The organism is Flavobacterium soli DSM 19725, assembly GCF_000422705.1.
GTDB classification, from domain to species: Bacteria; Bacteroidota; Bacteroidia; order Flavobacteriales; family Flavobacteriaceae; genus Flavobacterium; species Flavobacterium soli.
This window is the reverse complement of the sequence record NZ_AUGO01000022.1, coordinates 1-2,928: the sequence shown is the minus strand read 5'-3', so window position 1 is coordinate 2,928 and position 2,928 is coordinate 1. Positions and strand designations below refer to the sequence as shown.

3 protein-coding genes are annotated in these 2,928 nt (G+C 30.7%); all 3 read right to left on the bottom strand.

Annotated elements, in window-relative coordinates; all coding sequences use genetic code 11:
• Nucleotides 1–148: 148 nt before the first annotated feature.
• The 3 genes from G508_RS0115465 to G508_RS0115455 all read right to left on the bottom strand — a co-directional run bounded on the left by G508_RS0115465 (nucleotide 149) and on the right by G508_RS0115455 (nucleotide 2,693).
• The gene (locus tag G508_RS0115465) at nucleotides 149–778 is read right to left on the bottom strand and encodes a hypothetical protein (RefSeq protein WP_026706159.1); all 630 of its coding nucleotides are present in this window, start codon (nucleotides 776–778) and stop codon (nucleotides 149–151) included.
• A gap of 182 nt (nucleotides 779–960) precedes the next feature.
• A complete protein-coding gene (locus G508_RS19170; protein ID WP_051197697.1) occupies nucleotides 961–2,058 on the bottom strand; it encodes a tetratricopeptide repeat protein in 1,098 nt (365 codons plus the stop codon).
• Between the two features lie 218 nt (nucleotides 2,059–2,276).
• The gene (locus G508_RS0115455; RefSeq protein ID WP_035695003.1) at nucleotides 2,277–2,693 is read right to left on the bottom strand and encodes a hypothetical protein; all 417 of its coding nucleotides are present in this window, start codon (nucleotides 2,691–2,693) and stop codon (nucleotides 2,277–2,279) included.
• Nucleotides 2,694–2,928 lie beyond the last annotated feature (235 nt).

Below are 2,928 nucleotides of genomic sequence, written 5' to 3'. Positions count from 1 at the left end.
CGTAATTAACAGACAAACTCCATATGTAAATACATATAAATTTGCCTGTTAATTTTTAATATTTTATTTGTTTTTTATCATAGAATGCGTCAGCAGGGAGACGTCGAAGAGCATTACTGCTAATAATATAAACTTCGGATAGCTGGTTTTACTTTATTATTATAGCTTTCAATTCCAAACTATCGGATTTGTCTTGATATTTATCATATTTCCATTTAATATTTCTATCTTTTGGATATTTAGTTATAAACTTTTGATAGTTTCTTGAATGTTCTCCTTTATAGTAAACAACTAATATTTGTGGATATTCAGGGATTTTTTCTATTACAGCTGCTATTTCATTGTGATATTTAATCGCATCTCTAATATTATTAATTTTAATATTCAATAGTTTATTCATAGAACCATATAATCCAAAATCAATGTCTTCACCACAATGATAATCATCCATTCCGCTTTTTCTAAAAGTATGTGTTTCAAATTTCCAATTATTGAATCTATTAATTCTAACATTGATTGTATCTTCAAAACTTGATGGGTAAAATATTGATGATGAAAATCCAATTTGTGTTTTATCCGTAAGTTCTATTTCAGCATTTATTTCTTCAAGAGTTACATCATAGTTGCCAACCCTCACAATAGCACTTTCAACATTTTCTATATTATCAAATTCTTTTTGAACACTATTAAATTCTTTATAGTAGCTATATCTCCAAATAAGATATGTGCAAAAAAAGACTGAAATTATTATCCCTATGGTTACTAAAAATTTTTTCATGTGTATCTTTAAACTTTTGCTAACGATTCTCTGCTCTTCTAAGTATTTTGACTTCGTATTCCAATCTTCTTAAACTCATTCGACAGCTCATTTTTAGTAGTTTCAAAGTCGGGAGACTTATGAACATTACTGTTAATAATGAACACTTTGGATAGCTAGGAATATCGCCATAGTGTGTCAGATTATTTATAATCTTTTCGTGAATTAAAATCTTTTTGGCTAATCTTAATTCTATTTTCACTAAACCAGTCGGCAAAATCATCAAATTTTTTTTCATTTTCAGAACGCCATTCTTGATATTCGGTTGGATTTCCTTGTGAGACTATCCAGTAGGTATATGTTTTAAAGAAACCATTTTTTTGAATCTCTTTTTGGTATTCAAGTAATTTGTTTGGATAATCCTTGTTGAATTTTTTCTTATCAAACCAAAAGTCCAAAAAGTTTTTTCGTGCCTCATAAATCGAAGCAATGTTTATATTATTCTGAAAATGAAGTGCCGAAAGGGCAAAAGTAGATGCGAAAGTCCCTTCAAAAGGCAGAATTCCTTTGTTTATTTTTTTCAAGTCTTTTTTGTCTTGAACAACGATTTGAAATCCTTTTTCGGTCAAATGAAATTGACCAGTGGAATCCGTTAGTACTTCATAACTTTTTTGGTAATTTTCATACAGTAGCTTGCTAATTTCTTTTGTTCTCTCAGTATTAGGCTCTAATAACATAAAATATTCACCATACAATAGCGTCCAAATTCTTTCTTCCGATAATGAAAATACCTTCGAAAGTCTATAGTAATTAGATGAATAGTTGGGATTGGCTTTGATTCCGTCTTCCCAGAATGCAATAGCTTCATTATACTCTTTATTGTGATATTTAATGCTTCCCGATTCTAAATGAAATTTCCCTGAATTCGGGAATTTTAGCATTCCTTTTTGGTAGGTTTCCAAAGCAAGTTCAGGCTTTCCTGAAAAGTCATATGCATTTCCAAGTAACTGATATACAAAATCTGTTACCGCTTTGTGTTCTGTTATGGTGTTTAGTATTTCTATTGCTTTTGGATAATTTTCTTTCTTATAATTTGCATATGCAATTTCATAAGGGTAGTCCATTCTTTCAGGGTCTAATTTTTGAGCTTGTTCTAATAAGCCAATAGACTCGTCAAGTTTTCCATGGTCCATTATTTTAATTGCTTTTTGACCTAACTCTAAGGCTTTTTCTCTGTTGTTTTGCCCAATGGCAAAATTTCCGATTAACACGAATAGAAGGGTAAGCAAAAAGTGTTTCATATTTTATTGTTTTTTATATTATCTCGTTCCAACAAAGATCACATATTTTGCTTAATTCTAGATAGATTTACAAAAAGCGTTAATCAGTATTTACATTAGCGAAAAAAACTACAGTAAAAAGTTCTTGAACCCATCATGTGAGTATTAATCCCTAATCTTGTCATTCCGAAGAACGAGCAATCTCTACAAGTAGCTCTACAAACTTTATGGAGTATACATTAATCACGCAGCATACTTTTGAAAATAAAACTCAAGCAAACTAATATTGGTAACGCAAGCCAAGCAGTAAAAACAAGAACTAATCCGCCATCGCTTTGTCCAAAGCAAATCGTATTTGAAGAAACAAAAAGTTGTCCGATACTGATTTGCAAAAAGCAATATTCTAGAAAGTTAAACAGAAGTAAATTTGCTTGAGTTGGTTTTCGATACTTTTCAAGATATTTGAAATAAAATAATGGAGTAATTATTGCCAAAACACTGGTGATAGCGATTAGTAATTTCCAATAAGTCTCGCAGTCAACGCCAAGTTTGTCAAATAAAGTTTGAAATAGGAAAAATACGATTGCTGTAAATCCAGGAATAAAGATGCCGACTGCCGAAAAAATCATTGTAGGCTTTAAAAAGTTGAATTTCATTGTGGTTTTTTTACGGAATATTGATGCATTACTAGCTAACGTCAGTCTGTGGAAAACCTCTGTTTTTGTTAATTAAATATAACTCAGCTGGTGAGCTTCTAGCTCGTGGCCTCAAACAAAAATACATTTTTAATTTTATGATCTTTGGGTGCACGAGCTAGAAGCTCGCCTTTACTTTGTATAAGATAAAAAACATTAAATTTATTCAAAGGAAAACAGAGGTGAACTTTGACGC

Bases quoted from the DNA above. Each gene is read 5' to 3' on its own strand.
- G508_RS0115465 (WP_026706159.1), bottom strand. From the start codon at position 778: ATGAAAAAATTTTTAGTAACCATAGGGATAATAATTTCAGTCTTTTTT.
- G508_RS19170 (WP_051197697.1), bottom strand. From the start codon at position 2,058: ATGAAACACTTTTTGCTTACCCTTCTATTCGTGTTAATCGGAAATTTT.
- G508_RS0115455 (WP_035695003.1), bottom strand. From the start codon at position 2,693: ATGAAATTCAACTTTTTAAAGCCTACAATGATTTTTTCGGCAGTCGGC.